The following is a 24303-nucleotide window of genomic DNA, read 5'->3' as shown; positions in this document are numbered from 1 at the left end:
TTTCAGTTCAGCTTGATAACAGATTATGTCACTTCGAGGAAACGGGGTGATAAAACAGAATTTGCCTGGCGGCTGTAGCGCGGTGGTCCCACCTGACCCCATGCCGAACTCAGAAGTGAAACGCCGTAGCGCTGATGGTAGTGTGGGGTCTCCCCATGTGAGAGTAGGGAACTGCCAGGCATCAAATAAACAGGAAAACCTCATGCGAAAGCATGGGTTTTTTTGTTTTATCTGCAGTTCAGTGAAGAGGCCATTCTGCGGATGGCCTTTTTGCGTTTATATCTACTTCTAAACCTTTCAAATCTCCTGCGCTTACTCCTAAATTCTTTCCCTGCTAATTAAAATCGTGATCCCTGTCTCATAATAAAATATAACAATTATATAACATTTCATTTACTAAAAATGACAGCAAACACAACCGAAAAGAACAATCGGAACTTTGGCAGGAGTACCATTCTAATGACTGAAAGCAGTGTAACTGCGAACGGGTCACTGACTGACAGTGATACCCGTCGTCGCATATGGGCAATTGTAGGCGCATCATCCGGAAATCTGGTTGAATGGTTTGATTTCTATGTCTACTCGTTCTGCTCGCTCTATTTTGCCCACATCTTCTTTCCTTCCGGAAATACGACAACGCAGCTACTACAAACCGCAGGTGTTTTTGCCGCCGGGTTCTTAATGCGTCCTATTGGCGGCTGGCTATTCGGTCGTATCGCCGATAAACATGGCCGTAAGAAATCCATGCTTTTGTCCGTGTGCATGATGTGTCTGGGATCGCTGGTGATCGCCTACCTGCCGGGTTATGAAACCATTGGAACCTGGGCTCCGGCACTGTTATTGCTGGCGCGTTTGTTCCAGGGGTTATCCGTCGGCGGGGAGTATGGCACCAGCGCAACCTATATGAGTGAAGTTGCCGTAGAAGGCCGTAAGGGGTTCTACGCCTCTTTTCAGTACGTCACGCTTATTGGCGGTCAACTGTTGGCTCTGCTCGTTGTGGTTGTCTTACAGCAGACCATGGAAGATTCAGCACTCAGAGAGTGGGGCTGGCGTATTCCTTTCGCTTTAGGTGCTGTGCTGGCGGTGGTGGCGCTCTGGTTGCGTCGTCAACTGGATGAAACGTCAAAGCAGGAAACTCGTGCGCTGAAAGAGGCGGGATCGCTGAAAGGGTTATGGCGTAACCGCAAAGCCTTCATCATGGTGCTGGGTTTCACTGCGGCAGGATCGCTGTGCTTCTATACCTTCACTACATATATGCAAAAGTATCTGGTGAACACCGCAGGTATGCATGCCAATGTGGCGAGCGGCATTATGACGGCGGCGCTGTTTGTTTATATGCTCGTGCAGCCGCTGTTTGGCGCACTGTCAGATAAAATTGGCCGACGTACCTCTATGTTGTGCTTCGGTGCGCTGGCAACCCTGTTTACTGTGCCTATTTTGACCGCACTTCAGAATGTGACTTCACCGTATGCAGCATTTGGTCTGGTGATGTGTGCGCTGCTGATTGTCAGCTTCTACACGTCAATCAGCGGTATTTTGAAAGCTGAAATGTTCCCGGCGCAGGTTCGCGCACTAGGTGTGGGGCTTTCTTATGCCGTGGCGAATGCGCTGTTTGGTGGTTCTGCGGAATATGTGGCGCTGTCGCTGAAATCGGTCGGTATGGAGACCTCGTTCTTCTGGTATGTCACCGCTATGTCGATCGTGGCATTTCTGGTCTCGCTGACGTTGCATCGAAAAGGGAAAGGTCTGCGTCTCTAGTGATGTGCCATTTGCCAGAGGGTATAGCCGGTCGTTGCGCCGGCGACATCCCAGGCAAAGTCTTTCCAGCTCCAGCCGCTCCCTGCGGGGCGGCTATCCCAAAGTTCTTTTGCTGCCCCCAGACCTACCGAGAACATCAAACCCACCATCGCACTGCGATCGCGGTTCATCCCCTGATGTTGAGCGAACTCATTGCCTGCGGCTGAGAGCATCGCGGAAGCAATAAAGTGCTGTGCTTTGTCCTGCCCACTCCAGCTGTCCTGCGCCATATGGCTACAGCCTGACAAAATAAAGACACTAAGAAGAAAAATAACGCGCACCCGCGGTCCCCATAGAAAAAACCCCGTTCAGGACGGGGTCTCGCTTACAGAATACGGCTTATCAGCCGGTCGATTCGAATACGACGCAATCGACGGATCAGTTTGCGAACTTTTACCGGGTAATCGGCAATGCTCTGCAAGTCACGATAGTGCTTAACGACGGTGGTATGCGTACGAATCAGCGCCAGCTCTTTCTCTCGCTGCGCAGCCAATTCTTGCTTAGGATCGTGGATCAGGATCGCATTTTCCAGATCCAGACGCCAGGCGCGCGGGTTGAGGTTGTTCCCGGTCAACAGCATCCACTTGTCATCGATCCACATCCCTTTGAGATGGTAGGTGTTATCGTCATCTTTCCACAGACGGACAACCAGCTGATCGGTATTCACGTAATACTGCAAACGGCTCAGGAAACGACGCAGGTTAATCTCATAGAGATAGGGTAGTGCGCCGATTATCTTAAATGGCTCGTTTTCCGGGATATAAAAGTCGTTGGCGGTTTTGTCTCCCACAATGATCTCAACCTTTTTCCCTTCCCGCAGCAGTTGAATGATGTTGCGGACAAGAATTGCCGGCAGGTTGAAATAGGGGGTGCAAATCGTAAGCTTATGCTCCGCACAGGGCATAAGGTGGAAAATGGTTTTGTTGAGCAGGCTGGATTTCCCCAGACCGACCAATGGCGTCACGGACAGCTGTTCATTATCGGCATCGCCCTGGAAGTGATAAGCGGCGTCGCGTAACTCCTGGCGATATAAACGAATGTCGTTTTTAATCTCCGGGCTTTTCGGACGCAGGGTATTATCCAGACGATTCACGCCACGACCGTTCATCAGGTTCTGGGTCACCCATTCGAACATGATGTCAGCCATTCGGGCGTTGCGGATTAACTGATAGCGGTCATAGCGATATTTATCGTGCTGATGCAGATAAACATCGTTCAGACTTGCACCGCTATACAGGACGCTATCATCGATGATAAAGCCTTTAAAGTGCAGAACGCCGAGGGCTTCACGGGTATTGATCGGTACGCCGTATACTGGAACATCGACTCCCGGATTTTCATGTGCCATCCGGCAATACCAGTCGGCATTAGTATTGGATGCTGCCGCGCCAATACGTCCACGCTGCGCACGATGCCAGTCGACGAGTACCCGAACATCCAATTCAGGACGCTGCCGTTTCGCCTCGTATAGCGCGCTGAGAATGCCTTTGCCACCGTCGTCCTGTTCCAGATACAGGGCAATAATGCAAATGCGCTGCTTCGCGCTGGCTATCTTTTCCAGCAGGGTCTCCCTGAACCTGGCGGGAGCATAAAAGAAATCGACATCATCAACTGATTGAGAAATCTTAGGTAGTTGGGCAAGGTGTTGTTGATGTTTGTTACGCTTAAATTTTGACAACATCACAGTGCATTTCTTCTCTGTTCATTGAAGGGTCCTCTGTGCTATGCAGACGACATAAGCGGGTAATGATAACACCGTCCCCGTCAAAGTGGTCAACATTTCCAGTACCTTACTCACGATTCCTCGGGCGGAGCCAGATCCAGCGACAGCCCGACGATTCCCTCTTCGAGCTGGATATCCACGCTAAAGCCAAGCTTACGCGCCAGCGCGACCATGCCACGATTATTTGGCATCGTAATACCATTCAGCCTTCTCAGTCCGTGATCTCGTGTATAGGTAATCAATTTTTCCAGCAATCGACGACCCAATCCTAACCCTTTGAGATCGGAACGAACCAGCACGGCAAATTCTGCATCAATGTTATCCGGATCGGAGATCGCACGGGTCACGCCGAGGATCTCTTCCGTTCGTTCTACGCGCCTCACCGCGACAAACGCCATTTCCCGATCGTAGTCGATCTGCGTCATGTTAGCTAAATCTTCATGAGTAAATTCATTTATCTCACTGAAATAACGGTAATAAAGATCTTCTTTGGTGACCTGGGAAATAAACTGCTGAAGCTGAGGTTCATCCTCGGGCAGGATAGGGCGGAACAGACATTGCTCGCCGTTTTTCATCTCCACCCACTCTTCCAGTTGCTGCGGGTAGGGGCGAACGGCAAGACGGCTTTCGTTATCGCCCTCGAATGGGGCGATATCCAGCGTGACGTCCAGAGCAGTGAACTCACCGGCGGAGGCCAGCAGCGGATGAATATCCAGACGCTGGATCTCGGGGCAGTCGACAATCAGGTTTGAGACCTGGACCAGCAGTTGGCTTAATCCTGCAACATCCAATGGGCGCAACGCACTGCGGCCGCGGATCTTTTTATTCTTGATCGCCTGAATCACTAAATAGCGCGCCAGGTTCATGTTCAACGGAGGTAATGCCACCACGGCCTGCTCCTCAGGACGCCACTCCACGCCGCCTTCACCCAACATAATCAATGGGCCAAACACCGGATCGTGCTCAACCACCACGCGCAGTTCCTGTGCCCCAGCACGATTCGCCATGCTTTGCACCAGCAGACCGTGGATCCGCGCCTGCGGCCAGGCCATTTTCACGCGATCGATAATGGCGTTGGCTGCCTGCTGAACTTCATTTGCCGTGCGCAGGTAAAGCATGGCGCCCTGAACTTCAGATTTGTGCGGGATGTCCGGCGAACGCAACTTCAGTGCAACCGGATAGCCAATTTGTTCCGCAATATGGACGGCTTCGATGCTGTCGCCGGCAATCCAGGTCGGGAGCGTATGCAAGCCATAAGCCTGCAGGATCGGCTGAACCTCATGGGTGTCAAGCGAGGTCGCGCCTTCAGCAATTGCCTGCTGAAGCAGATCATGCGCCTGGGCCGTGTTGGACGTCAGATTACTGGGCAGGGCCGGCGTTTCACGCAGTTGTTTCTGGTTTCGCCTGTACTCGACCATATGCATAAACGCGGTGATAGTCCCTTCCGGGGTGCGATAAGTGGGGAGTCCGGCTTCACTGAACAGTCTGCGGGCTTCCTGGGAGGAAAACTCCCCACACCAGTTGGTCAACAGCGAGACAAATTTCCCGCGTGGATGATGCTTAACGGATTCAATCAGCGTCTGAGCACACTCGGTTGCGGGGGCGGCGGCGCTGGGGGAATGAATCACCATCAGCGCGTCAAAATCCTGGCTGGCGAGCAGGATATCCAGCGTTCGGGTGTAATGCTCAATGCTGGCATCGTCGCGCAGGTCCAGCGGGTTGGCGATCTCAACATGGACAGGCAGAGCATCGCGCAGCTTCTGACTGGTCTCTTCACTCAACATGGCCAACTTGCCGTTACGTGACCAGAGTTGATCAAGCGCCAGCGCCGCAGGCGCGGCACCGTTACTGATGATCATCAGCCTGTCGCCGCGCAGAGGGCGCATGTGGCTGAGCGTTTCCACTGCGGAAAAAAGCTCGTGGGTATCATTCACGCGCAGCAAACCGGCGCGCTGGATGGCGGCATCCCAGGCAGGATCCATTCCGGCGCTGGTATGCAATAACCGCTGTGCCGCCGGGCTGCGGCCGCTTTTAATCACCAGGATTGGTTTATTGCGTGAGGCACTACGGGCGGCAGAAACAAAGTGTCGGGCATCGCTGAGATGTTCGAGGTAAAGCAGAATGGCACTGGTTTTGCTGTCGCGTGCCAGATAATCCAGCAGCTCATCGACATCAATATCCAGGCTGTCACCGAGTGCAATAAAGTAGGAGAACCCCATTTCCCGCTGCTGCGCCCAGTCGAGAATGGTATTGGAGACCGCGGCGGACTGAGAAATAAACGCCAGCTTGCCGCGTTTAATCGGGACCGGTGAGAAGCTGGCATTCAGCCCCTGCCAGGGGGCCAGCAGGCCAAGACTGTTAGGCCCGAGCAGACGCATGTTGTAGCGTTGCGCACAGGCCAGTAGTTCTGCATGTTGCGCGGCGGGGGCCGAGAGAATAATGCAGGTTTTACAGCCTTTTTCCCCCAGGGCTTCCAGCAATGCCAGATTGCGGCTGGCATTGGTGCACAATACGGCGAGGTCGGGGGTGAAAGGCAGGCTGGCAACATCGGGCCAGGCCAGGACGCCCAGAACGGCTTTCCAGGCGGGGGTTACCGGCAAGACAGGACCGTTAAATCCTCCCGCCAGCAGGTTGCGCATCATCAGATAACCAGCCCGATTGGGCTTCATCGATGCCCCGATTACCGCGATCGATTTTGGTCGCAGAAGCGCTTCCAGTCCTCGCTGACTCATACCGGTTTCCCTTACACAGAAGTGACCGAATGATTCTAAACGCTTTCTGCTGACTCTGCTGTGATGCTTCCCTGATGTTGGGTTTTTCCTGCAAGGTAGCGCGTTTTAAAGCGGGTAAAGTGCTCGCCCAGGCCGCTTGCCGCATCGGTATCCCCGGCCAGATCCAGCAGCGCAATGGCGACTTCGGCCGTGCAATATTGCCCTTCGGCATGGACTTCGCGCAGATGGTAGGCCGACAGACGCGACAGATCCACGGAGATCACGGGTAGAGAGTCGAGATACGGGCTTTTGCGGAACATCTTACGCGCTTCCGGCCAGGTGCCGTCGAGCATTATGAACAGCGGAGGCTTATCTGTTGGTGGGGTAAAAATCACCTCACGTTCGGCTCCGGCATACGATGCAGGAAAGACGACGATCGGTTGATAATCCGGGTTTTTCACCAGATCCAACATGGCCTGCGGCGGTTCTGTTCGTGACCATTGAAACGCGGCGGTGTCCGGTAAAATATCGGCGATCAGACGTCCGGTATTGCTCGGTTTCATCGGTTCCGTATCAAACATCACCAGACAAAAACGGCTTGTCGCCCGAGAGGGTGACAGCGTCGCGCACAGGCAAAGTTTCAGCGGCAGCAGGCAGCGCTGGCAGCGGCGAATGCGATTGCCTCGGGCGAGAAAAGGGCGAGTGGCGCGCGCCAGACGTTCAGCGCGAAGCTTGAGAACAGCGTTTTCAGTCATAGTGAATGCGTTGAAAAACGCTATTGTCGCAGAGGTGAATACGGGGCACAAGATGCGCCCCGCGGAGTTTACAGTGATTCGTTCAGCCAGTTGTCAAATGGCGCTTTGGGAACCGCGCCGTTCAGCATGTCGACAACCTGACCATTTTTGAAGATCATAATGGTGGGAATGCTGCGGATACCAAAGCGCGCGCTGAGCTCACGTTCGGCCTCCGTGTTGACCTTCACGAAGCGAACTTTGCCGCTGCGCTCTTCGGCGACATCTTCAAATATAGGGGCGAAGTTACGGCACGGGCCGCACCACGGTGCCCAAAAGTCGATCACCACGGGCAGATCGTCTTTGAGCAGTTTATCCAGTGTTTCACCGGTCGCATTGATCACCTCCCCGTCGAACAGGTCGTGACCACAGCGTCCGCATTTTGCCGCATCCTCAACCCGATCGTCGGGAATGCGGTTGATGGCCTGGCAGCTGGTACAAACGGTATTCATAACAAACCTCTGGATGCGTCGGGGTGTTGAACGGCAGAAATGCCGGTATGTTTCCAATATGTTACATATTATCGATGAGACTGTTTTAAACGACAATCTGTTTTATTCAATGAGTACAATAGTCATAAGCTTTTAAATGAAATAATGGCTAACCTGGTGCACATCGGGTAATCTGCGCGCTTCGCGCAGCGCTGGTGGAGAAAAGCATGAACGATGAATTGAAAAGTAAAAGCGGCAAGGTCAAAGTGATGTATGTCCGCAGTGATGATGATTCTGATAAACGTACCCATAACCCGCGTACCGGGAAAGGTGGCGGGCGTCCAGGAAAATCTCGTGCCGACGGTGGCCGTCGCCCCGCCCGCGATGAAAGAACCCCTCAGAACCGCGATCGCAAGCGTGAAGACTCGCCGTGGCGGACCGTATCCCGCGCGCCGAGTGATGAAACGCCTGAAAAAGCCGATCACGGTGGTATCAGTGGTAAAAGCTTTATTGATCCTGAAGTCTTACGTCGTCAGCGTGCGGAAGAGACCCGCGTTTACGGTGAAAATGCCTGTCAGGCCCTGTTCCAGAGCCGTCCGGAAGCGATTGTCCGTGCCTGGTTCATTCAGAGCGTCACGCCACGTTTCAAAGAAGCACTACGCTGGATGGCGGCAAACCGCAAAGCGTACCATGTGGTTGATGAAGCGGAACTGACGAAAGCCTCAGGAACTGAGCATCACGGCGGTGTCTGCTTCCTGATTAAAAAACGTAACGGCACCACGGTGAAGCAGTGGGTGAGCCAGGCGGGCACGCAGGACTGCGTGTTAGCGCTGGAAGATGTTTCTAACCCGCACAATCTTGGCGGCATGATGCGTAGCTGCGCGCACTTCGGTGTGAAAGGCGTGGTGGTGCAGGATGCGGCGCTGCTGGAATCCGGCGCGGCGATTCGTACCGCAGAAGGCGGTGCCGAACACGTTCAACCGATTACCGGCGACAGCATCGTTGATGTGCTGGATGATTTCCGTCAGGCGGGCTACACCGTGGTGACAACGTCCAGCGAACGCGGCAAGCCGCTGTTTAAAACCGAACTGCCAGAGAAAATGGTGCTGGTGTTAGGTCAGGAATTTGACGGTTTGCCAGATGCGGCGCGTGATGCCAGCGATCTGTGCGTGAAAATTGATGGCACGGGTCACGTTGAAAGCCTGAACGTCTCGGTGGCAACCGGTGTGTTGCTTGCCGAATGGTGGCGTCAGAACAAAGCCTGACAGAAAAAATGCCAGCGAATCGCTGGCATTTTTTTATTCGCTCTCTGCCGGTAAAACAGGCATCCAGTCAATCGGCTTTTCGCCGCGTTGTTCCAGCCACTGATTCGCCAGGACAAAATGGTTACAGCCAAAGAACCCACGATGCGCCGAGAGCGGTGAGGGGTGAGGCGCTTTCAGAACATGGTGACGTTTCTTGTCAATAATCGCGCCTTTCTTCTGCGCATGAGAGCCCCAGAGCAGGAAAACTACCCCTTCACGATGTTCGTTAATCAGGCTGATCACTTTATCGGTAAAGGTTTCCCATCCCAGACTGGCATGAGAATGCGCCTGACCCGCCCGCACGGTTAATACCGTATTGAGCAGTAGAACCCCCTGATGCGCCCAGCTTTCAAGATAACCGTGGGCAGGACGAGTGAAACCGGGGATTGACCCTTCCAGTTCCTTATACATGTTCAGCAGCGAGGGGGGCGTGGCAATACCGGGGCGAACGGAAAACGCCAGACCATGCGCCTGACCGGGGCCGTGGTACGGGTCCTGTCCAAGGATCACGACCTTAACATCACCCAGCTCGGTGAAGCGAAACGCATTGAACACATCTTTTTGCGGCGGATAAACCGTTATCCCGGATTGACGCTCTCCGGCAACGGTATGCAGCGTATTCATAAAGTAGGGCTGCTGTTTCTCTTCAGCCAGCACATCGTGCCAGGTTAATTCAGTGGCCATCTCGCTCTCCTGCGAATTTTTAATCACCATAGCTTAACTGCTTCTTTCGATGGCGCAAAATGCTCTCCGCAGCGGTGTGTGCTATGCACTTAATAAAGTTGAAAATTTGTGTAAAAAGTTTATGTCTGTATATGGCGTAAGTTGATGTAAAACAATAAAATCATCCAATCACCCTGTTTGATGTGTGGATTTTATTGATTTAAATCAATGAATCGAGGGTGTTAGGGGGGTATATATACACTCAAGCAACAATGGTTTTACCAATTGGCCGCGAGCCGGCCAACCCTAATCAAATAATTTGCCGGGGAGGCATCACAATGATTACAGGTATCCAGATTACTAAAGCCGCTAATGACGATCTGCTGAATTCCTTCTGGCTGCTGGACAGCGAAAAAGGCGAAGCACGCTGCATCGTGGCGAAAGCCGGTTTTGCCGAAGACGACGTGGTAGCGGTCAGCAAACTGGGTGAAATTGAGTACCGCGAAATTCCGATGGAAGTAAAACCGGAAGTTCGTGTGGAAGGTGGTCAGCACCTGAACGTTAATGTTCTGCGTCGCGAAACGCTGGAAGATGCGGTTAAGCATCCGGAAAAATATCCGCAACTGACTATCCGTGTTTCTGGCTATGCCGTGCGCTTTAACTCACTGACGCCGGAACAGCAGCGCGACGTTATCGCTCGTACCTTTACTGAAAGCCTGTAAGGCTTAACGTTTAAATAAAAACGCCGGGTTTCCCCCGGCGTTTTTTTATTCTTCGTTTGATTCCTGCGGTGTCGTTGCCGTACTCGGCTTGCGACGTTTACCAATGTTTTTGGTATCGCGATGGCGTTTTTTCACACGCGGTTTATCTTTGTCTTTCTCTTTTTTCTTCTCTTCGCGTTTCGCGAGCGTTTTCTTCGACGGTTTGCCCGTCATCTTTTCGCTCGGCGCGCGTGAAGTTGGACGCAACTCATCAATCACCCGTGATTTCAGCGGTTCTTCGATATAGCGACCAATTTTCAGCAGCAGCAGGTGATCGTGCGCTTCAACCAGCGAGATTGCCGTCCCCTTGCGACCGGCGCGGCCCGTACGGCCAATACGGTGCAGATAGGTGTCTCCGCTACGCGGCATGTCGAAGTTAATCACGTGGCTGACGTCTGGAATATCGATTCCACGCGCGGCAACGTCGGTGGCAACCAGCACGTTAACGCGACCGTCAGTAAGACGATTAATACCTTCGTTACGCTTGACTTGCGCCATCTCACCTTCGAGATAGCAGTTGTTGATCCCCGCCAGACGCAGTTTTTCAGCCAGTTCGTGCACGCGCTCACGTTTGCGGACAAATACGATGGTACGGGTGGCGTCGTCTTGTTTCAGCAGGTGCTTCAGCAGTTCGAATTTGTGCTCGAAGTTATCCGCACGGTAATACCACTGATGAATCTTCTTACGCTCGCGGGTTGATGGTGTCGCAGAGACTTCAACCGGCTCTTCCAGCAGACGCTCGGCGAAATCTTTAATCGCATCGCCTTCCAGCGTGGCGGAGAACAGCATAGTCTGTTTACGCCAGCGCGTTTCCCCGGCGATGTGCTCGATGTCCTGGGCAAAGCCCATATCCAGCATTCGGTCAGCTTCGTCGAGGATCAGCGTTTCCACGGCGCGGCAGTCAAAATTCTCTTCTTTAATATACTGCATCAGACGCCCGGTGGTGGCGACCACGATATCCTGGTTTTCGCTGAACACTTCGGCGTGGTTCATGTACGCTACGCCGCCGGTAATCGTCGCGATATCCAGGTGGGTGTTTTTGGCCAGTTCACGGGCATGATCGGCGACCTGCATTGCCAGTTCGCGTGTCGGCGTCAGGATCAAAATACGCGGCGGACCGGATTTTTTACGCGGAAAGTCGAGCAGGTGCTGCAACGCTGGCAGCAGATACGCCGCCGTTTTACCGGTGCCTGTCGGCGCAGAACCGAGTACGTCACGGCCTTCGAGCGCAGGCGGAATGGCGGCAGCCTGAATGGCGGTCGGGCGAGTGAAACCTTTTTCCTGGAGGGCATCCAGCAGGCTTTCATCGAGTTCAAGTTCGGAAAAAGTCGTTACAGTCATGTTCTACCTCTGTGTGGGGCGCTGATTATAGACGTTACGGCTGCAATCTTCATCTGTTTGTATGGATATCGCTTCTCAGGTATTGTTTTCACCAGGTGCTGTTGCCGTTTTTCCTGCAAGGTTTTTAATTCATGCCTCAGTCTACATCCGTCCTTCGTCGTAATGGATTTACTTTTAAACAGTTTTTTGTCGCGCACGATCGTTGTGCGATGAAAGTCGGTACAGATGGGATTCTGTTAGGGGCATGGGCACCGGTGGCAGGTGTAAAGCGGATCCTTGATATCGGGACCGGCAGCGGCCTGTTGGCGCTGATGCTGGCGCAGCGTACCGATGAAAGCGTCACCGTCGATGCCGTGGAGCTGGATAGCGACGCCGCCGCACAGGCGAAAGAAAATGTTGCCCGATCGCCATGGGCGGATCGGGTGATCGTACAGGCCGAAGATGTTCAACTCTGGGCTGCGCGCCAGACCGTCAAATATGACCTTATCATCAGCAACCCACCTTATTACGAGCAGGGTGTCGAGTGTGCCACGCCGCAGCGGGAGCAGGCGCGTTATACCACGATGCTGGATCATTCCGCATTGTTAGCGACGGCGACGGGGCTTATCACGGAAGAGGGGTTCTTGTGCGTCGTGCTGCCGGAAAATATCGGCAATACCTTCACGCAGCAGGCGTTAAATATGGGCTGGCATTTACGGCTACGCACTGACGTTGCTGAAACCCAGGCGCGATTGCCGCATCGGGTGCTGCTGGCATTCTCCCCAAAGAAGGGAGAATGCTTTAGCGACAGGCTGGTGATTCGCGGGCCGGATCAACGTTACTCTGAAGGTTACACGGCGCTGACCCAGGCATTTTATCTGTTTATGTGAGCATTTAACGGTGAGAGCACTGATGGGCCTGAATCCTCGAGCAGCGCCGGGTAATCGAGCGTGTAGTGCAGACCCCGGCTCTCTTTGCGCATCATTGCACAGCGGACAATCAGTTCAGCAACCTGTACCAGGTTGCGTAGCTCCAGCAAATTATTCGAGACGCGGAAATGGGCGTAATACTCGTCGATCTCCTGCTGTAACATGGTGATACGGCGCAGGGCGCGCTCCAGGCGTTTGGTGGTGCGTACAATCCCCACATAGTCCCACATAAACAGCCGCAGCTCATGCCAGTTATGCTGGATAACGACCAGTTCGTCGGGGTTGTCCACGCGACTTTCATCCCAGGCGGGCAGGGTGTTGACGCTACGGGCATAAGGCATTCGTCTGTCGATATCTTCCGCTGCGGACCAGCCGTACACCAGACACTCCAGCAGCGAGTTTGAGGCCATGCGGTTCGCGCCGTGCAGGCCGGTATAACTCACTTCCCCGATCGCATACAGGCCATCCACATCAGTGCGACCAAAGTCGTCAACCATCACGCCGCCGCAGGTGTAGTGTGCCGCCGGCACAATGGGCACCGGTTCTTTGGTCAGGTCGATGCCCAGCCCCAGCAGTTTTTCATAAATCATCGGGAAATGCTGACGCACGAAGGCTTCTGGTTTATGGCTGATATCGAGGAACATGCAGTCCGCGCCAAGACGTTTCATCTCATGGTCGATAGCGCGGGCGACGATATCGCGCGGCGCCAGTTCTCCTCGTGCGTCAAAGTCCGGCATAAACCGTGTGCCGTCCGGGCGTTTGAGATGGGCGCCTTCTCCGCGCAGCGCTTCGGTGAGCAGGAAATTACGTGCCTGAGGGTGATACAGCGCGGTAGGGTGGAACTGATTAAACTCGAGGTTTGCGACCCGGCATCCTGCACGCCAGGCCATTGCAATACCGTCGCCGGAGGAAATGTCCGGATTCGTCGTGTATTGATACACCTTGGATGCACCGCCGGTCGCCAGCACGACGGACTTCGCGTGGCAGGTTTCCACCGCTTCTTTATTCCGGTTCCAGACCCATGCTCCGACGACGCGTCGCGTGCCGAGCAGGCCAATTTTATCGGAGATGATTAAATCGACGGCATTACTGCGTTCCAGTACCCGAATGTTCGGGTGGTTTTGCGCCTTGCTGACCAGCGTGGTTTCCACCTCTTTGCCGGTGGCGTCGGCGGCATGCAAAATGCGACGATGACTATGGCCGCCTTCACGCGTCAGATGGTAACTTTCTTCACCGTTAGGCTGGACCTGAGTATCAAACAGCACGCCCTGGTCAATCAGCCACTGTACGCAGGGGCGGGCGTTGCTGGCGACAAACTCCACCGCATGGCGATCGCAAATACCGGCGCCAGCAATGAGCGTATCTTCCACATGTGAATCAATACTGTCGGTTTCATCGAAAACGGCGGCAATCCCGCCCTGCGCATAGAAGGTGGAGCCTTCACTGACGGGGCCTTTACTCAGCACGATAACCTGGTGCTTTTCAGCCAGACGCAGCGCCAGCGAGAGTCCGGCAGCGCCGCTACCGATAATTAACACGTCACAAGAAAGATCTGGAGTGGTTTTCATGATTTTTGTTTAATTTACTAAACATTGTTTGGCCAGCATAGCACCACAATTGGCGATTCAGCACGTTTTATTTTCAGTTGTGTTGTAATGGCTAAACAAAGAAGCGCGATGTAAACGGATATCTGACAGGTAACTCATTTTGCGTGGCAGGCCGTAAGCTCCAGATTAGATGATGAAATAAAGTGGCCATTGGGTTACTCTGCTCGCGGTTTATGGGCATTTCTAAACAATATACCCTTCATACTTCAGGTTGCATGTGCGTTGGCTTTCCTCGCTTACCCAGTCACGTACTGGAGTACGCTCCCGGGGATTCACTGCGTCGCCCCTTTCCGCAACTCGAATTATTTAGGGTATTGTGCGTTGTTCGGACTCTGTAGACTTATAATGAGAGATAATGACCGTCTACAACATGACAAACAAAAAACAGATGCGTAACGGAACTTTACGAAAACGAGACACTCTAACCTGTTGCTTGCTCATAGTGCAGCTAATGGAGTGGCGTTTCGCGAACGCGTGGAAATTTGGTTTGGGGAGACTTTACCTCGGATGAGCGAGCAGTTAACGGACCAGGTCCTGGTTGAACGGGTCCAGAAGGGAGATCAGAAAGCCTTCAATTTACTGGTAGTACGCTACCAGCATAAAGTGGCGAGTCTGGTTTCCCGCTATGTACCGTCGGGCGATGTTCCCGATGTGGTGCAAGAATCATTTATTAAAGCCTATCGTGCGCTGGATTCGTTCCGGGGAGATAGTGCTTTTTATACCTGGCTGTATCGCATTGCGGTGAATACAGCGAAGAATTACCTGGTGGCTCAGGGGCGTCGTCCGCCATCAAGCGATGTTGATGCGATTGAAGCAGAAAACTTCGAAAGTGGCGGTGCGCTGAAAGAAATTTCGAACCCTGAGAACTTAATGTTGTCAGAAGAACTGAGACAGATAGTTTTCCGAACTATTGAGTCCCTCCCGGAAGATTTACGCATGGCAATAACCTTGCGGGAGCTGGATGGCCTGAGCTATGAAGAGATAGCCGCTATCATGGATTGTCCGGTGGGTACGGTGCGTTCACGTATCTTCCGAGCGCGGGAAGCTATTGATAATAAAGTTCAACCGCTTATCAGGCGTTGACGATAGCGGGATACTGGAAAAGGTATTAGGCATGCAGAAAGAAAAACTTTCCGCTTTAATGGATGGCGAGACGCTGGATAGTGAGTTGCTTAATGAACTGGCTCACGACCCGGATATGCAAAAAACCTGGGAAGGCTATCACCTGATCCGTGATTCAATGCGGGGTGATACACCTGAGGTTCTTCATTTCGATATTTCCGCTCGCGTAATGGCCGCTATTGAAGATGAGCCGGTACGCCAGACGGTGCCATTCATTCCAGAGGCCCAGCCTGCGCCGCAGCAATGGCAGAAAATGCCGTTCTGGAAAAAAATGCGTCCGTGGGCCGCGCAACTTACCCAAATGGGTGTTGCCGCGTGCGTATCGCTTGCAGTTATCGTTGGTGTCCAGCACTATAATGGACAATCTGAAACGTCCCAGCAGCCTGAAACACCGGTCTTCAATACTTTGCCGATGATGGGTAAAGCCAGCCCGGTAAGCCTGGGAGTACCTTCTGATGCGACCGCAAACGGTGGGCAACAGCAGCAGGTACAGGAGCAGCGTCGTCGGATCAACGCTATGTTGCAGGATTACGAACTGCAACGCCGACTGCACTCCGAACAGCTTCAGTTTGAGCAGGCACAGACACAGCAAGCCGCTGTTCAGGTGCCAGGAATTCAAACTCTAGGAACGCAATCGCAGTAATGAAGCAACTTTGGTTTGCCATGTCACTTGTGACGGGTAGCCTGTTCTTCTCTGTCAACGCCTCGGCCAACACTGCGTCCGGGGCGTTGTTGCAGCAGATGAACGTGGCCAGCCAGTCACTCAATTACGAGCTGTCATTCGTCAGCATTACGAAACAAGGCGTTGAGTCTCTGCGCTATCGCCATGCACGCCTGGAAAATCGTCCGCTTGCGCAACTGCTGCAAATGGATGGTCCGCGTCGTGAAGTGGTCCAGCGTGGGAATGAAATCAGCTATTTCGAGCCTGGACTCGAACCGTTCACCCTGAACGGTGACTACATCGTCGACTCCCTGCCATCGCTTATCTATACCGATTTCAAACGTCTCGCCCCCTACTATGATTTCATTGCGGTGGGCCGTACCCGTATTGCCGATCACCTGTGTGAAGTGATTCGCGTGGTGGCGCGTGATGGTACGCGTTACAGCTATATCGTCTGGATGGATACTGAAACGAAGCTGCCAATGCGGGTTGATCTTCTCGATCGCGATGGCGAAACGTTAGAGCAGTTCCGGGTGATCGCCTTCACCGTGAATCAGGATGTGGGTAGCAGCATGCAGACGCTGGCGAAAGCCAGTTTGCCGCCGCTGCTTTCCGTTCCGGCGGGTGAAAAAGCGAAATTCAACTGGAATCCAACCTGGCTTCCGAAAGGGTTTAGCGAGGTGTCCAGCGGTCGCAGACCGTTGCCAACGATGGACAATATGCCGATTGAATCGCGTCTCTACTCTGACGGTCTGTTTAGCTTTTCGGTTAACGTAAACCGGGCGACTCAGGCCAGCACCGATCAGATGCTGCGCACCGGACGCAGAACGGTCAGCACCAGCGTACGCGACAACGTGGAAATCACCATCGTGGGTGAATTGCCGCCGCAGACTGCGAAGCGTATTGCCGACACCATTAAGTTTGGAGCCTCACAATGATTAAAGAGTGGGCTACCGTGGTTTCATGGCAAAACGGCGAAGCGCTGGTGAGTTGCGATGTGAAAGCGTCCTGTAGCAGTTGTGCTTCGCGCGCCGGTTGCGGCACCCGTGTGCTGAACAAACTGGGGCCGCAAACCACGCATACCATTGTCGTGGCGAGCGATGTGCCGTTAGAGCCGGGCCAGAAAGTGGAACTGGGGATTGCCGAAGGCAGCCTGTTAGGTTCCGCCATGCTGGTTTATCTGTCGCCGCTGGTGGGGTTATTTCTCATCGCATCGCTTTTTCAGGTGCTGTTTGGCTCTGATCTTGCGGCGTTAAGCGGCGCGATACTCGGTGGCGTCGGCGGATTCCTGATTGCCCGCGGTTATTCCCGCAAACTTGCCGCACGCGAAGCCTGGCAGCCCATTATTCTTAATGTTGCTCTCCCGCCCGATATGATTCGCGTTGAAACACCCTCTGCCGAAACGACCCCATGATATTCTTGCCGGATGGCGGCTTCGCCTTATCCGGCCTGCTAACGATCGGCAAGCCCAGTAGGCCCGATAAGCTTGCGCCATCGGGCATCATGCTTCTTTTACGATGTTTTACATCAGAAAAGCGATGCCGTTTCCAGTTCCCGCTATCCTGACTCTACGAACATTTCCTCGCCTTCGCGTTGTAGTGTAGAATGCGGCGTTTCAGTTAAACAGACGTTAAGCTCAGAACAGCGACTTCTCAAAGCCTGTCCAACCAGGCGTAAGGCACAATAATTACACTATATGAAGAACATACGTAACTTTTCGATCATTGCTCACATCGACCACGGTAAATCGACGCTGTCTGACCGTATTATCCAGATCTGCGGTGGCCTGTCTGACCGTGAAATGGAAGCGCAGGTTCTCGACTCGATGGATCTTGAGCGTGAGCGCGGTATTACTATCAAAGCGCAGAGCGTAACGCTCGATTTCAAATCCGCTGATGGTGAAACTTACCAGCTTAACTTCATTGACACCCCAGGCCACGTTGACTTCTCGTATGAAGTTTCCCGTTCGCTTGCTGCCTGCGAAGGCGCACTGCTGGTGGTGGATGCCGGACAGGGCGTAGAAGCGCAAACCCTGGCAAACTGCTACACCGCGATGGAAATGGATCTCGAAGTGGTGCCAGTCCTCAACAAAATTGACCTGCCAGCCGCCGATCCCGAGCGTGTCGCCGAAGAGATTGAAGATATCGTCGGTATTGATGCGACCGATGCCGTGCGCTGCTCGGCGAAAACCGGTGTGGGCGTGACCGACGTACTGGAACGTCTGGTGCGTGATATTCCGCCGCCGGAAGGCGATCCGGATGGCCCGTTACAGGCGCTGATCATCGACTCCTGGTTCGATAACTACCTCGGCGTTGTTTCGCTGGTGCGTATTAAAAACGGCACCCTGCGCAAAGGCGATAAAATTAAAGTGATGAGCACCGGTCAGACCTATAACGCGGACCGTCTGGGGATCTTCACGCCAAAACAGGTTGATCGTACCGAACTGAAATGCGGCGAGGTAGGCTGGCTGGTGTGCGCCATCAAAGACATTCTCGGCGCACCGGTTGGCGATACCCTGACGCAGGCGCGTAACCCGGCAGAAAAAGCGCTGCCAGGCTTCAAAAAGGTAAAACCGCAGGTTTACGCGGGTCTGTTCCCGGTCAGCTCTGATGACTACGAGAACTTCCGCGATGCGCTTGGCAAACTGAGCCTCAACGACGCCTCCCTGTTCTATGAACCAGAAAGTTCTACCGCGCTGGGCTTCGGCTTCCGCTGTGGCTTCCTCGGCCTGTTGCACATGGAGATCATTCAGGAACGTCTGGAACGTGAATACGATCTGGACCTGATCACCACCGCGCCGACCGTCGTGTATGAAGTCGAAACCACGGCGAAAGAGACAATCTACGTCGACAGTCCGTCCAAGCTGCCACCGTTGAACAACATCTACGAACTGCGCGAGCCGATTGCGGAATGTCATATGCTGCTGCCTCAGGCTTACCTCGGTAACGTCATTACCCTGTGCATTGAGAAACGCGGCGTGCAGACCAACATGGTCTACCACGGTAACCAGGTGGCGCTGACCTATGAAATTCCGATGGCTGAAGTGGTACTCGACTTCTTCGATCGTCTGAAATCCACCTCGCGCGGTTATGCATCACTGGATTACAACTTCAAACGCTTCCAGGCCTCCGACATGGTGCGTGTTGATGTCTTGATCAACAACGAACGTGTCGATGCGCTGGCGCTGATCACACACCGTGATAACTCGCAAAGTCGTGGTCGCGAACTGGTGGAGAAGATGAAAGAACTGATCCCACGCCAGCAGTTCGATATCGCGATTCAGGCAGCTATTGGTACGCACATTATTGCGCGTTCTACCGTGAAACAGTTGCGTAAAAACGTTCTGGCAAAATGCTATGGCGGTGATATCAGCCGTAAGAAAAAGCTGTTGCAGAAACAGAAAGAAGGTAAGAAGCGTATGAAGCAGATCGGTAACGTCGAACTGCCTCAGGAAGCGTTCCTCGCCATTCTGCATGTCGGCAAAGACAGCAAATAATCCTTAAGGAGTTGGCATGGCGAATATGTTTGCCCTGATTCTGGTGATTGCCACATTGGTCACGGGCATGTTGTGGTGCGTGGATAAATTTATCTTCGCGCCAAAACGTCGGGAGCGTCAGGCGGCAGCGCAGGCTGCTGCCGGAGATTCACTGGATAAAGCAACGCTGAAGAAAGTGTCGCCGAAGCCTGGCTGGCTGGAAACCGGTGCCTCGGTTTTTCCGGTGCTGGCTATCGTGCTGGTCGTGCGTTCGTTTATCTATGAACCTTTCCAGATCCCGTCGGGTTCGATGATGCCGACACTGTTGATCGGTGATTTTATCCTGGTGGAGAAATTCGCCTACGGTATTAAAGATCCGATTTACCAGAAAACGCTGATCGAAACGGGTCATCCACAACGTGGCGATATCGTGGTCTTTAAATACCCGGAAGATCCGCGTCTGGATTACATCAAGCGGGCAGTCGGTTTACCCGGCGATAAAGTAACCTATGATCCGGTCGCGAAAGAAGTGACTATTCAACCGGGTTGCCGTTCGGGCCAGGCGTGTGAAAACGCGTTACCTGTCACCTATAGCGACGTTCAGCCGAGCGATTTTGTGCAGACGTTTGCACGTCGTAACGGTGGAGAGGCCACCAGTGGTTTCTTCGAGATCCCTCTGAGCGAAACGAAAGAGAACGGTATTCGTCTGTCTGAGCGTAAAGAGACGCTGGGCGACGTGACGCACCGCATTCTGACCGTGCCGATTGCTCAGGATCAGGTGGGGATGTATTACCAGCAGTCTGGGCAGCCACTGGCGACCTGGATTGTGCCGCCGGGCCAGTATTTCATGATGGGTGACAACCGCGATAACAGCGCAGACAGCCGTTATTGGGGCTTTGTCCCTGAAGCGAATCTGGTTGGCAAAGCCACTGCTATCTGGATGAGTTTCGACAAACAAGAAGGCGAATGGCCTACTGGCGTTCGTTTAAGCCGCATTGGTGGTATTCACTAATTGCTGCGAATCGTTCACGTTGCCGTCATTATGACGGCAACGTGAATTATTTCTTCGATAAATCCGTCCAGGCTAACGACATCCCTTGTCGTTGTGTATAGAATATTCCCCCGAAGTTTCAGGTTGGCGCCTCCTGGTCGCCACGGCACACGAAACAGCGTTGGTCCCCTATATGAGCGACATAAGCTGCTTAGCGCGGCTGATAGAATGCTACGTATATCAGGTCTGTTTCGTGTGCTGAATTGTTGACGCATTTATTTATTGGTATCGCATGAACCCCATCGTAATTAATCGGCTTCAACGGAAGCTGGGCTACACTTTTACTCATCAGGAGCTGTTGCAGCAGGCATTAACCCACCGCAGTGCCAGCAGCAAACATAACGAGCGTTTAGAATTTCTTGGCGACTCAATTTTAAGTTTTGTGATTGCGAATGCGCTTTATCACCGCTTCCCGCGTGTGGACGAAGGTGATATGAGTCGTATGCGCGCGACGCTGGTGCGCGGTAATACGCTGGCTGAATTGGCCCGTGAGTTCGATCTGGGCGAGTGTTTGCGCTTAGGGCCGGGCGAACTGAAAAGCGGCGGATTCCGTCGCGAATCGATTCTGGCCGATACCGTCGAAGCGCTGATTGGCGGGGTCTTCCTCGACAGTGATATTCAGACCGTCGAAAAGCTGATCCTCAACTGGTATCAGACTCGTCTGGACGAAATCAGTCCAGGCGATAAGCAAAAAGATCCGAAAACGCGTTTGCAGGAATATTTGCAGGGCCGCCATCTGCCGCTGCCGTCATATCTGGTGGTGCAGGTGCGTGGTGAAGCGCACGATCAGGAATTTACTATCCACTGCCAGGTTAGCGGCCTGAGTGAACCGGTGGTTGGCACAGGTTCAAGCCGTCGCAAGGCGGAACAGGCTGCCGCCGAACAGGCGTTGAAAAAACTGGAGCTGGAATGAGCGACGAAAAAACTTACTGCGGATTTATTGCTATCGTTGGACGCCCGAACGTTGGCAAATCCACGCTGTTGAACAACCTGCTCGGGCAGAAGATTTCGATCACCTCCCGTAAAGCGCAGACCACGCGTCACCGCATTGTCGGGATCCATACCGAAGGGGCATGGCAGGCGATTTACGTCGATACCCCGGGCCTGCACATGGAAGAAAAACGCGCGATTAACCGTCTGATGAACAAAGCCGCCAGCAGCTCCATTGGTGATGTTGAACTGGTGATCTTTGTGGTGGAAGGCACTCGCTGGACACCGGACGACGAGATGGTGCTCAACAAACTGCGTGACGGTAAAGCGCCGGTGATTCTGGCCGTCAACAAAGTGGATAACGTGCAGGATAAAGCCGATCTGCTGCCGCACCTGCAGTTCCTGGCAAGTCAGATGGACTTCCTCGACATCGTGCCAATCTCTGCGGAAACCGGGATGAATGTCGACACCGTTGCGGGCATCGTGCGTAAGCATCTGCCGGAAGCGGAGCATCACTTCCCGGAAGATTACATCACCGATCGTTCACAGCGCTTTATGGCTTCTGAAATCATCCGTGAAAAGCTGATGCGTTTCCTGGGCGCTGAGCTGCCGTACTCGGTGACCGTGGAAATCGAACGTTTTGTGACTAACGAACGCGGCGGTTACGATATCAACGGGCTGATCCTCGTCGAGCGCGAAGGGCAGAAGAAGATGGTCATTGGCAACAAAGGGGCCAAAATCAAGACCATTGGTATTGAAGCGCGTAAAGACATGCAGGAAATGTTTGAAGCCCCGGTTCACCTTGAACTGTGGGTGAAAGTGAAATCCGGCTGGGCCGATGACGAACGCGCGCTGCGCAGTCTCGGTTACGTCGACGATCTCTAAACCTGCGCTCTGAACAGGCGACGAGCATGATGGAGGGCTGGCAGCGCGCATTTGTCCTGCATAGCCGTCCCTGGAGCGAAACCAGTCTGATGCTGGACGTCTTCACGGAAGAGTCGGGTCGCGTGCGCCTTGTTGCCAAAGGCGCTCGTTCTAAACGCTCTAATCTGAAGGGTGCACTCCAGCCTTTTACCCCCCTGTTAGTCCGCTTTGGTGGACGTGGCGAAGTCAAAACGCTGCGTAGCGCAGAAGCCGTTTCTCTGGCGCTTCCTCTGAGTGGTATCACCTTGTACAGCGGTCTGTACGTCAATGAGCTGCTCGCCCGCGTGCTGGAGCACGAGACCCGCTTTTCTGAACTCTTTTTCGATTACCTGCACTGCATACAGGCACTGGCGGGGGCAACGGGAACGCCGGAGCCTGTGCTGCGCCGTTTTGAACTGGCGTTGCTCGGTCATCTCGGTTATGGGGTCGATTTCCTGCACTGTGCGGGCAGCGGTGAGCCGGTGGATGACGCCATGACCTACCGCTACCGCGAGGAGAAAGGCTTTATCGCCAGTGTCGTGATCGACAACAGTACCTTTACCGGACGCCATCTGCGGGCGCTGGCAGAACGCGAATTTCCGGATATCGATACGCTGCGCGCGGCGAAACGCTTTACCCGCATAGCGCTGAAGCCGTATCTTGGTGGTAAGCCCTTAAAGAGCCGCGAATTATTCCGGCAGTTCATGCCGAAGCGAACATAAAATCACGAGGATTGTCATGGCTGAATTACTGTTAGGCGTCAACATTGACCACATTGCCACGTTACGTAATGCGCGCGGTACCGCGTATCCGGATCCGGTTCAGGCGGCATTCATTGCCGAGCAGGCGGGTGCTGATGGCATCACCGTCCATTTACGCGAAGATCGCCGCCACATTACCGACCGCGATGTCCGCATTCTGCGCCAGACGCTGGACACGCGTATGAATCTGGAAATGGCGGTGACGGAAGAGATGCTGGCGATTGCCGTTGAAACCAAACCGCATTTCTGTTGCCTGGTGCCGGAAAAGCGCCAGGAAGTGACCACTGAAGGCGGTCTGGACGTAGCCGGGCAGCGCGACAAAATGCGTGATGCCTGCAAACGTCTGGCTGACGCCGGGATCCTTGTCTCGTTGTTCATTGATGCGGATGACGTGCAAATCAAAGCGGCTGCAGATGTCGGCGCGCCATACATTGAAATTCATACCGGCTGCTACGCGGATGCGAAAACCGATGCAGAACAGGCGCAAGAGCTGGCGCGCATCGCGAAAGCCGCGACCTTCGCGGCGAGTCTGGGGCTGAAGGTCAATGCGGGGCACGGTCTGACCTATCACAACGTCAAAGCTATCGCCGCACTGCCGGAAATGCACGAGCTGAATATCGGCCATGCGATTATTGGTCGCGCGGTAATGAGCGGATTGCGTGAAGCCGTAGGGGAAATGAAGCGTCTGATGCTGGAAGCGCGCGGCTAATGGCCATTCTTGGATTAGGCACCGATATCGTGGAGATCGCTCGCATAGAAGCGGTGATCTCCCGCTCCGGTGATCGGCTTGCCAGACGGGTGCTCAGCGATAACGAATGGGCTATCTGGGAAACGCACCAGCAGCCGGTGCGTTTTCTGGCTAAACGCTTTGCCGTCAAAGAGGCCGCCGCGAAAGCCTTTGGTACCGGTATCCGCAATGGGCTGGCGTTTAATCAGTTTGAAGTGTTTAACGATGCGCTCGGTAAACCGCGCCTGCGGTTATGGGGAGAGGCGCTCGCGCTGGCGGAGAAACTGGGCGTTGCGCATATGCACGTGACGCTGGCCGATGAACGTCACTATGCCTGCGCCACGGTCATTATCGAAAGTTAGATTTTATCGGCGTGGTGCATCTGGACGAACTTGTCCCAGAGTTGTTCTTCCGTTTCGACATGTGCCGGATCTTTAAGGATCGTGTTGGGGATTGGGCACACCTTCTGGCAGGTGGGCGTGTCGTAATGACCGACGCACTCGGTGCACTTGTCGCTGTTAATCTCATAGATGCTGTCACCCATCGAAATCGCCTCATTCGGGCATTCGGGTTCGCACATATCGCAATTGATGCATTTTTTTGTGATTAACAGGGCCATCAGGAAACTCTCAAAAC

General features: G+C 53.7%; 24 protein-coding genes, 1 rRNA gene and 1 pseudogene. 17 read left to right on the top strand and 9 right to left on the bottom strand.

The window, feature by feature from the left end; genetic code table 11:
• The first annotated feature begins 64 nt into the window (after positions 1-64).
• Positions 65-180, top strand: a 5S ribosomal RNA gene (gene rrf, locus QQZ17_RS25135).
• Between the two features lie 279 nt (positions 181-459).
• Positions 460-1758 carry an MFS transporter gene (locus tag QQZ17_RS25130; protein ID WP_152402763.1) on the top strand — a complete coding sequence of 433 codons (1299 nt, stop codon included), beginning with the start codon at positions 460-462 and terminating at the stop codon, positions 1756-1758.
• Here QQZ17_RS25130 and QQZ17_RS25125 read toward each other — a convergent pair.
• The 5 genes from QQZ17_RS25125 to trxC form a co-directional block, all read right to left on the bottom strand.
• A complete protein-coding gene (locus QQZ17_RS25125; RefSeq protein WP_152402765.1) occupies positions 1755-2078 on the bottom strand; it encodes a YfiM family lipoprotein in 324 nt (107 codons plus the stop codon). The two genes, QQZ17_RS25130 and QQZ17_RS25125, sit on opposite strands and share 4 nt — an antisense overlap.
• Positions 2079-2122: 44 nt before the next feature.
• Entirely contained in the window at positions 2123-3478 is a 1356-nt protein-coding gene (gene pssA / locus QQZ17_RS25120) for a CDP-diacylglycerol--serine O-phosphatidyltransferase (RefSeq protein WP_152406274.1), read from the bottom strand.
• Between the two features lie 113 nt (positions 3479-3591).
• The gene (locus tag QQZ17_RS25110; protein WP_284554209.1) at positions 3592-6252 is read right to left on the bottom strand and encodes a bifunctional acetate--CoA ligase family protein/GNAT family N-acetyltransferase; all 2661 of its coding nucleotides are present in this window, start codon (positions 6250-6252) and stop codon (positions 3592-3594) included.
• Positions 6253-6287: 35 nt separating this feature from the next.
• The gene (gene tapT, locus QQZ17_RS25105) at positions 6288-6986 is read right to left on the bottom strand and encodes a tRNA-uridine aminocarboxypropyltransferase (RefSeq protein ID WP_152402771.1); all 699 of its coding nucleotides are present in this window, start codon (positions 6984-6986) and stop codon (positions 6288-6290) included.
• 68 nt (positions 6987-7054) lie between these two features.
• Positions 7055-7474, bottom strand: a complete 420-nt coding sequence (gene trxC / locus QQZ17_RS25100; protein ID WP_152402773.1) for a thioredoxin TrxC — start codon at positions 7472-7474, stop codon at positions 7055-7057.
• 206 nt (positions 7475-7680) lie between these two features.
• On the opposite strand from trxC, the gene QQZ17_RS25095 reads away from it, so the two are divergent.
• Positions 7681-8718 carry a tRNA/rRNA methyltransferase gene (locus tag QQZ17_RS25095; protein WP_152402775.1) on the top strand — a complete coding sequence of 346 codons (1038 nt, stop codon included), beginning with the start codon at positions 7681-7683 and terminating at the stop codon, positions 8716-8718.
• Positions 8719-8751: 33 nt separating this feature from the next.
• Here QQZ17_RS25095 and ung read toward each other — a convergent pair whose 3' ends face one another.
• Positions 8752-9441 (bottom strand): uracil-DNA glycosylase, encoded by a 690-nt coding sequence (gene ung, locus QQZ17_RS25090; protein WP_152402777.1) that lies wholly within the window; start codon positions 9439-9441, stop codon positions 8752-8754.
• 317 nt (positions 9442-9758) lie between these two features.
• Here ung and grcA point away from each other — a divergent pair, with 317 nt between their 5' ends.
• The gene (gene grcA, locus QQZ17_RS25085) at positions 9759-10142 is read left to right on the top strand and encodes an autonomous glycyl radical cofactor GrcA (RefSeq protein WP_042317514.1); all 384 of its coding nucleotides are present in this window, start codon (positions 9759-9761) and stop codon (positions 10140-10142) included.
• A 45-nt stretch (positions 10143-10187) separates the two neighbouring features.
• Here the strand turns inward: grcA and srmB are convergent, their stop codons facing one another.
• Positions 10188-11522 carry an ATP-dependent RNA helicase SrmB gene (gene srmB / locus QQZ17_RS25080; RefSeq protein WP_152402779.1) on the bottom strand — a complete coding sequence of 445 codons (1335 nt, stop codon included), beginning with the start codon at positions 11520-11522 and terminating at the stop codon, positions 10188-10190.
• 131 nt (positions 11523-11653) lie between these two features.
• Between srmB and trmN the strand changes: the two genes are divergently transcribed.
• Positions 11654-12391 (top strand): tRNA(1)(Val) (adenine(37)-N(6))-methyltransferase TrmN, encoded by a 738-nt coding sequence (gene trmN, locus QQZ17_RS25075; RefSeq protein WP_152402782.1) that lies wholly within the window; start codon positions 11654-11656, stop codon positions 12389-12391.
• Here trmN and nadB read toward each other — a convergent pair.
• On the bottom strand, positions 12376-13998 hold the full coding sequence (gene nadB / locus QQZ17_RS25070; RefSeq protein WP_152402783.1) for an L-aspartate oxidase: 1623 nt from the start codon (positions 13996-13998) through the stop codon (positions 12376-12378). The two genes, trmN and nadB, sit on opposite strands and share 16 nt — an antisense overlap.
• 384 nt (positions 13999-14382) lie before the next feature.
• On the opposite strand from nadB, the pseudogene rseD reads away from it, so the two are divergent.
• The 12 genes and pseudogenes from rseD (at position 14383) to acpS (ending at position 24029) form a co-directional block, all read left to right on the top strand.
• A pseudogene (gene rseD, locus QQZ17_RS25065) lies at positions 14383-14548 on the top strand (rpoE leader peptide RseD).
• Positions 14545-15120: an RNA polymerase sigma factor RpoE gene (rpoE, locus tag QQZ17_RS25060; RefSeq protein ID WP_000003307.1), complete on the top strand. Its 576-nt coding sequence runs from the start codon at positions 14545-14547 to the stop codon at positions 15118-15120. Before rseD ends, rpoE begins: the two are co-directional and overlap by 4 nt.
• A 31-nt stretch (positions 15121-15151) precedes the next feature.
• A complete protein-coding gene (gene rseA, locus QQZ17_RS25055) occupies positions 15152-15802 on the top strand; it encodes an anti-sigma-E factor RseA (RefSeq protein ID WP_152402785.1) in 651 nt (216 codons plus the stop codon).
• Positions 15802-16758 carry a sigma-E factor regulatory protein RseB gene (rseB, locus tag QQZ17_RS25050; protein ID WP_152402788.1) on the top strand — a complete coding sequence of 319 codons (957 nt, stop codon included), beginning with the start codon at positions 15802-15804 and terminating at the stop codon, positions 16756-16758. The genes rseA and rseB overlap by 1 nt, the downstream gene beginning before the upstream one ends.
• Positions 16755-17234 carry a SoxR-reducing system protein RseC gene (gene rseC, locus QQZ17_RS25045; RefSeq protein ID WP_152402789.1) on the top strand — a complete coding sequence of 160 codons (480 nt, stop codon included), beginning with the start codon at positions 16755-16757 and terminating at the stop codon, positions 17232-17234. The genes rseB and rseC overlap by 4 nt, the downstream gene beginning before the upstream one ends.
• Positions 17235-17516: 282 nt before the next feature.
• Positions 17517-19316 (top strand): translation elongation factor 4, encoded by a 1800-nt coding sequence (lepA, locus tag QQZ17_RS25040; protein WP_152402865.1) that lies wholly within the window; start codon positions 17517-17519, stop codon positions 19314-19316.
• Between the two features lie 16 nt (positions 19317-19332).
• A complete protein-coding gene (gene lepB, locus QQZ17_RS25035; protein WP_046485158.1) occupies positions 19333-20307 on the top strand; it encodes a signal peptidase I in 975 nt (324 codons plus the stop codon).
• Between the two features lie 271 nt (positions 20308-20578).
• Positions 20579-21259 (top strand): ribonuclease III, encoded by a 681-nt coding sequence (gene rnc / locus QQZ17_RS25030; protein WP_042291512.1) that lies wholly within the window; start codon positions 20579-20581, stop codon positions 21257-21259.
• Positions 21256-22161 (top strand): GTPase Era, encoded by a 906-nt coding sequence (gene era, locus QQZ17_RS25025; RefSeq protein WP_152402868.1) that lies wholly within the window; start codon positions 21256-21258, stop codon positions 22159-22161. Before rnc ends, era begins: the two co-directional genes overlap by 4 nt.
• Before the next feature lie 29 nt (positions 22162-22190).
• A complete protein-coding gene (gene recO, locus QQZ17_RS25020; protein ID WP_152406278.1) occupies positions 22191-22901 on the top strand; it encodes a DNA repair protein RecO in 711 nt (236 codons plus the stop codon).
• Positions 22902-22917: 16 nt separating this feature from the next.
• Positions 22918-23649 carry a pyridoxine 5'-phosphate synthase gene (gene pdxJ / locus QQZ17_RS25015; RefSeq protein WP_152402870.1) on the top strand — a complete coding sequence of 244 codons (732 nt, stop codon included), beginning with the start codon at positions 22918-22920 and terminating at the stop codon, positions 23647-23649.
• Positions 23649-24029, top strand: a complete 381-nt coding sequence (gene acpS / locus QQZ17_RS25010; protein ID WP_152402871.1) for a holo-ACP synthase — start codon at positions 23649-23651, stop codon at positions 24027-24029. The genes pdxJ and acpS overlap by 1 nt, the downstream gene beginning before the upstream one ends.
• Here acpS and QQZ17_RS25005 read toward each other — a convergent pair.
• The gene (locus QQZ17_RS25005) at positions 24026-24286 is read right to left on the bottom strand and encodes a YfhL family 4Fe-4S dicluster ferredoxin (RefSeq protein WP_042999785.1); all 261 of its coding nucleotides are present in this window, start codon (positions 24284-24286) and stop codon (positions 24026-24028) included. The two genes, acpS and QQZ17_RS25005, sit on opposite strands and share 4 nt — an antisense overlap.
• Between the last annotated feature and the right edge of the window lie 17 nt (positions 24287-24303).

Source organism: Citrobacter sp. T1.2D-1 (genome assembly GCF_950098555.1).
Taxonomy (GTDB): domain Bacteria; phylum Pseudomonadota; class Gammaproteobacteria; order Enterobacterales; family Enterobacteriaceae; genus Citrobacter_A; species Citrobacter_A telavivensis.
The sequence above is the reverse complement of the archived record's forward strand: the minus strand, read 5'-3'. Positions and strand labels throughout refer to the sequence as shown.